The following is a 7,632-nucleotide window of genomic DNA, read 5'->3' on the forward strand; positions in this document are numbered from 1 at the left end:
CACTGAAGTCCAACGCTCCATCACTGAAGTCCAACGGGCCATCACTGAAGTCCAACGCTCCATCACTGAAGTCCAACGGGCCATCACTGAAGTCCAACGGGCCATCACTGAAGTCCAACGCTCCATCACTGAAGTGTACCACTCAATCACTGGAGTGTACCACTCAATCACTGAAGTCCAACGCTCCATCACTGAAGTCCAACACTCCATCACTGAAGTCCAACGGGCAATCACTGAAGTCCAACGGGCTATCACTGAAGTCCAACGGGCAAACACTGGGCTACGACAGGTAATCACTGAAGTGTACCGCTCCATGACTGGGGTTTGGCTACTACTCTTAGGGTAAGTTTGTTTTTATGGTAGCATAGAAGCCCTTAAAAGGGCTTTAGGTTTTTGTTTTGTGTTGGCTGAAGCGAATTGCAAATGTGTTTGGCTTATGCGGTGGCTTCTTCCACAATCTTTATTTACTCACTTTTTTTTATTTAAATTAAGGTGTTCGTGAATCGCCAATTAATACTTATTTACCTTGTTGAGTCTTCAACGATGGCGATTTCTTCGTCTGTTAATCCGTACAACTCATAAACCATTTGATCTATTTCTTTGTCCGTTTTATCAATTTCTGCTTTTAATTCGGTTGCTTTTTGTTTTTGCTCTTTAAAATACTGCATCCATTCTGCTTCTTCACTTAATGATAGTTTACTGTACTCTGTTTCGTTTTCTTTTGCTGACTTTTTACGGGCTTTTTCTAACTCCTTTAAAAAATCTCCAAACTCTAATTCGTGCCAAGTTTCTAATTTTTTAGAACTGTTGATATTGAATTTGTTTATCAATAAATTCAATAAATTTTCAATATTTTGATTATAAATATTGTTTGTATTTATTTGCTCTTTCACAATATCTGTTAGTGTCAAAAGATGTTTTTCTGATAGAATTGTAAACTCCGATAAATATTTTGATGATATTTTAAAATAGCCACCCTTTTTTATTGGACATTTTAGTTTCATTAAATATTTAGATACTTTAGAATTTAAAAGACCTAACAATCCGAATTTTAAAGAGTTATTTTGTGGGACTATCCCAAATACTCTACCGACACTGAAAATAAATTTATCATCATCCAGACAGTAGGTGTTATCATTAACTATATAACCAACGAGAATTTTATCGCTTTCGAAAACTTCAATTAACCCTTTTCTAGTATAACTATACCAAGGTCTTCCCATTTCTTTAAAAGTTTTTCTACTGTCTTTTCTCTGTAGTAATTTTTCCTTGTTTTTTAAAAGGTAATTGTATGTATTAGGATAATTCTTTAAAGCTTCTTCACTTATTAGTTCTGTTTTTCCATTACTATTTACATATGGATAAATAGCTTTTTTTATTGGTGGATTCAAGGAATAACGTTTTGGTTCTTTTCCCATAATTACTGGAAAGATTAAATCTTTTTCTAGATTGTAATCATTGATGTCATTATTATCAACAAAAAAAGCTTCATCATAGCCAGTAAAACAGCCTGAATTAATTATTGCAATGTCTGATAATTTAATTTTGGTTTCTAGCTTTTCAAGTATCTTTTTTTCTTCTTTAGATGAATAAATCCAACCTTCATCGGATAAGCCTTTTATTTCTATTTTTATTCTCGACTTATTACTTAAGTCATTTGGTAGATCTATCAACTCATCAAATTTCACGTAATCAAAATCTGATTTTTTTTCTTTACTTATTGTAAAAATTCCAGTGTACGTAATTGCATCAGCAAAAATTGATAAATCACCAAAATCAACTATTTCAAGTATTCCTGTATTCTTTAAAAATTTTCTTAACCCAATACCGTAATCTGAATTGATAAACATAGTTGGATTAATATATGAGAGAATACCTTTGTTGTTTAGAATTGTAAACCCTTTTTCAAAAAACAATAAATACAAATCGACTCTTTGATGACATACATCATAATTTGTTTTGTAAAAATCTATAGTTAAATAATCCAAATTCTGAACTCTGACATAAGGCGGATTCCCAATAACAACATCAAAGCCTCCTTTTGCAAAAACTTCTGGAAATTCTTTATGCCAATTAAAGGCTTTATCTCCTGCAACAGTCGGATCGTCAATTAAGCTGTTGCCACACTTTATATTATCATTCAATGAAGTTAGTTTTCTGCCTTTTTGTGCAGTACGTAACCAAAGTGATAATTTGGCAATTTCTACACTTTCTTCGTTAATATCTACACCGAACAAATTGTTCTCTAAAATTGAGTTTTCAACTTCGCTTAATATCATTGCATCTCCAAAAAGTTTGGCTTGTAATTCATCAATGTATTGATGTTCTGCAATAAGAAATTCCAATGCTTGGTTTAAGAAAGCACCACTTCCACAAGCTGGGTCGCAAATGGTAATCTGTAATAACCACTTTCTGTAATCTTCAAGTTTTTGCGTTAAATTTTTAAGGGTTGTGGATTTTCTTCCTTTCCGTTCTTTCTCGTATTCAGCTTCTTGTATGTCGAGTTCGGTTTTCTTTTCCTCGCAAAGTTTGCCAACTGTATTGTCTACAATGTATTTGGTAATGTATTTTGGCGTGTAAAAAACACCGTCTTTTTTACGTTTTGTTTTGCTTTGGTCAGTTGCAACTCCTTGAATTTCGGCTTGGATTTCGTCAATATCGTTTAACGAGTGTTCAAAAATGTGTCCGAGAATGTTTACGCTTACTTCGCTTTCAAAATCGTAGTTGCTTAAATTAAGGGTGTGTTTGTAAAGTAACTCGTCATTTATTTTTATGTTGTCCAAAATTTCGTCTGGTGCAAAAAGACCACCATTGTAAGCAAAAATATCGTGTTGCTGTCCTTTGTGCCCTGTGTTCATATACCCGAAGTACTTTTTAAAACGGTTGTACAGAGGAAAATATTCATCATATTTATCTCGCAGGTCAGCCCATTGGTTTAATATGGAACGAATAGAGTTAGGAGGCAACAAGAGTCTATCTTCTGCAAAAAAGATAAACAGAAACCGGTCGAGTAATTTCTGTGTTTTCTTGAATAGGGTTAGTTTGCCGTATTCAGGGTTTTCTTTTTGGATGGCATCAAAAATCTCGTTTCTAAAAGACGCGTAATCTTTGTATAATTTTTTGGTGACGTTTTCCTCTTGTGTTAAAGATTCGTCTTTAATCTTTTTAGGAATGTCTTTTAAAAGATATTCTGATGAAAGACAAAGCCACAGAATATCAAAACGTTCTTTTGAAAGTTGAAATAAATTAAATTCCTCAAAGTCAACTGCGTTGTCTATGTAAAAACGTAACTTTTCAAAGTTGGAAGTAATGACATAATTACAACCAGTTTGGTTGTTTTTATATCCAAATGCTTGTGTTTCTACTTTGCTTAAATCGGTTGTGTTTGTTCCTTTTAGTTCGATTACTGCAAGTGCATTTTCGCCTTTTAGAATTGCTCCATCTGTCTTTTTGGAACCTGTTATATTTTTTAATTCCGTTGTGAGATTAAAGTCAGGCGTTGGGTTTTTGGTGTAGCCTAAAACATTCACAAATAGGTCAATTAAAAATTCGCCTTGGTATTGTTCCTCTTTTGAATTTCGGATGTTTTCTTGAATGGTCGGATTATGGAAATGGCTTATAAATCGCTCGTAAGCTTGATTGACTTTTTCGGACTCCAATCCTTTTAAGTATTTGTTTAGAACAGAGTTTTGAAATAAGCTCATAAAATTTTAATCTTTTCTTTCAAATTTAATATAATTCCGAGCATTGGCAATAAACAGCTCTTTTATTTTTTTGAGCGTTGGAATTTCGCGTTGGCAAAAAAATAAATGTGCTGTTTGAGCGGTTGCTTTTTCTAGCTTGCAGGTAACGGTAAATTGTATGAGTAGTGGCAGATTGCGTGGCACTTACCTGTCAAACCGCTACGTAGTTTGAGCGGGCTACAAACCTTGATATTTGCTACTTTGCCTGCCATTACTTATACAAAATGTTGGCAACAGTTTTATTTCTTAAGGTTCTTCAATCCTTTCATAACATAAAATACCATTTCGGGAATGTTTTTAGTGCTGAATAAAATACTATTTTCAACAGGAGTTAGACCATTATTCTCAGATAAAGTTTCTAATCCATATGTATTTAGATTCTTGATTGCCTCTTCATAATCTACTTTTTTGTAGTAATCCATAAAAGCAGCATAATCTTCATCCTCCATTTGATAATCAGTAGATATTTTAGGCGATTCTTTCCCTTGCAGAGCCTTAATAATCTCTTGAGTAACTCCACCATACGCACCAATTAAATATATTGGTTTTTTATTTTGTAATGCAATAAGAGTTTCTTCCAGAAGACCAGGCATTGCTCCTGAATATCCTTTTGTTTTACCACCAATGATAATACAAGCATCAGTTATTTTATTCAACTCTATTCTCATCTTTGTAAGAGAATCTGCCCAATTGGATTTGTACTCTAAAGTGTCTGGTTTGAAGAATTTTTTGGATATCTCTTTAATACTTTCAGGTGGTTTTACCTTTACTAACTTTACTCTATTCTTTTTCAATTCAAGTTCATCTGCATTAGTAAAGTTTAAATAGATAGGATAGCTTGAGTAATTATAAATATACTGCTTTTTATATTGTGTCTTATCTCGATATTGATACGATAGGTCAGAAAGTATTCTTGTAAAACCATCTTTCCTTAAATCTCCACCGTAGACAAGTTGAGCACCTTGAATAAGTAAATGTCGTGCAAACTCAACCATCGCATCTTGTAAATGCTCAATAGAAAACCCTAAATAACCAATGTCTTCGGATTCCGAAATGGAAATACTGATTTTCTTTTCTTCAAGAAAACCTTTTGAACCTGAGTCTTTTGATGATAAATCCTTTTTAATACTTGCAGATACATCATCCGACACACCACTTATATTCTTTTTCTTCATAGTCATCTCTATACAATTTTAGAAAGCATAATTGGTGTTAGGAATTGAAGATCCTTATCAAACTCATTTAGAAGATCCACTTCTTCAACACCCAATGGAGGATCAGGGTAAACTATCAACCTCTTTTCATTGTCAGTGTTTTTCAGAAGTTCCAAATCAATAAAGTTAAAAAGCTCAGGAGGACTTGATAATATAGAAACGTTATACTTTTTGTCCAATTCAAATAGTTTAATATCTCCTTCGATTTTTTCTCTTGAAAATTTATTATTAAGAACTTGCATTAAGGTTAAATCAATTACATCTTCAAATCTATTGTTCCATTTAATTGTAGGAACATTGCCCATATAAGGAAAGCTTCTCTTTTCTCCTTTTTTTATATCATGCACGATAACTAATGGAGATTTATTTCTTTTGGCAACAATAACTTCAATTCTACACCACTCTCTGTTGGAGTATTCATCTGTGTGGAATACAACAACAGCACTGTTTTTAAGATTATTTTTTATCTGTGTGTCAAAATCATATCCATCTGCTATGTCATATGCATCAAAAAATGTTTTAAGCTTAGAATTGTTCTGAATATAATTTTTGAACTCCAAAGCTATGCTTTCACCATCTAATTTAGCATGACTTATAAAGATTTTTATAGGAGGAGGAACTTCCATATTTGAGTCTTCATGAGATGATTCGACATCTATCATTAAGCGCGATAAATCGTGAAGAATAGCATGTTTCAATAGAGCCCATTTGGTTTCGAAACCATTCTGTTTGTCAAGTTGAATGAATTGACTCTTATTTAACTCACCTTCATTTTGATGATATGCATATTGAGATAACGCAACGGGGAATACTCTGGTTTTGTCATTAACATTTTTAAGAAGTTCAGCAATATAATCACCCCAGTTATCATCATTAAACATTTCATCATCTATTAGAATTATCAATGCATTTCGCTTTGAGTCCTTGAATTCTATTGGAATTGGTAAGGTATCTCCAATAGGGTAAGAACTTCGGTAATAAACTGGTATGCCTATGCCTCTACTAAGTGGATTTGATGAATCACGGCAAAGTAAGTTATAAATACGGTTGGCATATTTTTCTCCATCCTTAAATTTAGGATGCCATATTACATAAGTTTGTAGTGGGCTTTTATATGTCATGAGCATGTATTTCTTTTCATTTGAATCCTTGAATTTGTTCGGTCATCGCTATTGGAAGACCTTTTCTTAAAAGCAAGTTCAATATATTCTTGTAGTTTCTTTCTATCGGTAGTAAAGTCCCTAATTATAGCATAGCCACTTTTTAGGTTATCTGTTAACCTTTGAGGTTGCTCTGAATATGAGTACTTACCTGTTCCATAATCAGGATGACTTGGTAATTTTAAACCTAATAAACCCGCAAAATGGTCTCCGACTTTTAAATTTAGTGCTCCACTTATTTCCCAGTCAATATGTTTTCTACATTTTGTATTTGGTCCAATTAGTATAACAAGTACAGTCGTATCGCTCAAATATCCTTTTTGAATTAGTTGCTTAATATACTCATCACTTACATCCGAATCAATATCTCCGTCTTCTACAGATTTATTTATAATTAAATCACTTGTTAAGTTTTTAAATGCCTCTTTTGAACTTTGGTCATCTTTGTGGTAATAACTGATAAATGTTTTTCTTTTAGTCTGGATTAGTGGAAGACTGGAATCATTCCATTTTAATGCTCCATTCTCTAATCGAATGTTACTTGTCTTATTCCATTTACCCGTCTCATTTAACTGAACTGTACAAAAGGTCTTGTTATTATCAATTTTCTGTATTACCCAATTCCTAGATTTATTAGAGCCTGAAGTTAATGAGTCTCCAGTGTCTTCATGTACAATAAATTCTTCAATTTGTTTACCTGATTCATTCCACTTTATTTGTGAAACACAAAAATCTGCCCATTTATCCATAATTAATGAGTTATATTATGAATTTTACAAACAGCATTATATTTCATCATATCTTGTGGATTATCAATAAGATGATTCCTTGTTGTACGCGCCATGTAAGCATCATCAATCCATTCTCCAAGTTGACTACCTGTTGTCGGATATGACCAATATCTTGCATAACAATCTGAATGGTTTTGATTCCAATTTCTTTGAAATCTTGGAGGTAAATAAGCACTGTTATTCTGGCTGGGTAATACAATTCCCATTAAACCATTGGGTGTATAATCGCCTTGCCTTAGAGACGATTTTATTTCCCAATCAATATACCTTCTGCTATGAGTACAACTCCCAAGTAGAACAATAGTCACAGTTGAATCTTTTAGATATTTAGTTCTGATTTGATTCATTACATAATCTGTATTTGAACTATCAATAAAATCATCATTGTCATTTGCCCCAAGAACATATGGAGTAAAAATTCCTAATGAATTTGCGAAATACGAAATGAAATTATCAACTTCTGTTCTATCACCCTTATAGTGTGATATAAATACTCGTCTTTTTATTCCTGACCATGCCATAATTATATTTTTTAATTATATGTAGGGGTGTTTCTCAATTGTTGCCAACGTGTTTGTGTAAGATTAGTTGCGTGTTTAAGTAACTAATTTAGCAAATAAAAACCGAATAGAATATTCCGCAGGAATATTCGTAAGTAGGCTAGAACTAGCAATTAATTTTACACGTCTTAAGTTTACAATTCACTAAATTTATTATATAATCA

At 32.7% G+C, this 7,632-nt stretch carries 5 protein-coding genes; all 5 read right to left on the bottom strand.

From position 1 onward, the window contains the following. Window positions 1-521: 521 nt before the first annotated feature. Window positions 522-3,704 carry an Eco57I restriction-modification methylase domain-containing protein gene (locus tag D778_RS11240; protein WP_007650741.1) on the bottom strand — a complete coding sequence of 1,061 codons (3,183 nt, stop codon included), beginning with the start codon at window positions 3,702-3,704 and terminating at the stop codon, window positions 522-524. 278 nt (window positions 3,705-3,982) lie between these two features. Next, window positions 3,983-4,924, bottom strand: a complete 942-nt coding sequence (locus tag D778_RS11245; RefSeq protein ID WP_007650742.1) for a hypothetical protein — start codon at window positions 4,922-4,924, stop codon at window positions 3,983-3,985. Window positions 4,925-4,926: 2 nt separating this feature from the next. Further along, window positions 4,927-6,078, bottom strand: coding sequence for a toll/interleukin-1 receptor domain-containing protein (locus D778_RS11250; protein WP_040492280.1), 1,152 nt, complete (start codon window positions 6,076-6,078; stop codon window positions 4,927-4,929). Next, window positions 6,075-6,866 carry a TIR domain-containing protein gene (locus D778_RS11255; RefSeq protein WP_007650744.1) on the bottom strand — a complete coding sequence of 264 codons (792 nt, stop codon included), beginning with the start codon at window positions 6,864-6,866 and terminating at the stop codon, window positions 6,075-6,077. The genes D778_RS11250 and D778_RS11255 overlap by 4 nt, the downstream gene beginning before the upstream one ends. Window positions 6,867-6,868: 2 nt before the next feature. Continuing rightward, window positions 6,869-7,429 carry a TIR domain-containing protein gene (locus D778_RS11260; protein ID WP_007650745.1) on the bottom strand — a complete coding sequence of 187 codons (561 nt, stop codon included), beginning with the start codon at window positions 7,427-7,429 and terminating at the stop codon, window positions 6,869-6,871. Between the last annotated feature and the right edge of the window lie 203 nt (window positions 7,430-7,632).

It is taken from the genome of Xanthomarina gelatinilytica, from assembly GCF_000348685.1.
In the GTDB taxonomy this organism is placed as follows: domain Bacteria; phylum Bacteroidota; class Bacteroidia; order Flavobacteriales; family Flavobacteriaceae; genus Xanthomarina; species Xanthomarina gelatinilytica.